Raw genomic sequence first — 313 nt, 5'->3', positions numbered from 1 at the left:
CGGCCATCCGCTTGATGGTGGCATGGCCGGCGCTGCAATAGACGGCGTCGGCTCCCGCCTTGTAGAGCCGGAACGACCAGCGCAGGAAATCGTCCGCCGTGCCGATCTCGAAAAAATTCTCGCCCGGCATGGTGAAGAGGCTGGGCGCCGCGTCGCGGTACTGCGGATTGAGCACCAGTTCCGGCGGCACCGAGACGATGTCGATGCCGGCGCGCTCAGCGGCTTCGGCCTCATCGAGCGTCAGCACGCGCAGCATGGTCAGCTGTCGCTTGCCCTTCATGGCGCGCAGATCGGCCACGGTCGGTCTCTTTCG

Annotated in this window: 1 pseudogene; it reads right to left on the bottom strand. The window is 66.1% G+C overall.

The annotated features are described in order from the left end of the window. Window positions 1-313: pseudogene (locus tag EN808_RS35680) on the bottom strand (3-methyl-2-oxobutanoate hydroxymethyltransferase); the annotation flags it as partial.

The sequence above is a fragment of the Mesorhizobium sp. M8A.F.Ca.ET.165.01.1.1 genome (assembly GCF_004792065.1).
GTDB lineage: Bacteria > Pseudomonadota > Alphaproteobacteria > Rhizobiales > Rhizobiaceae > Mesorhizobium.
This window is presented reverse-complemented; position numbering and strand designations above follow the sequence as displayed.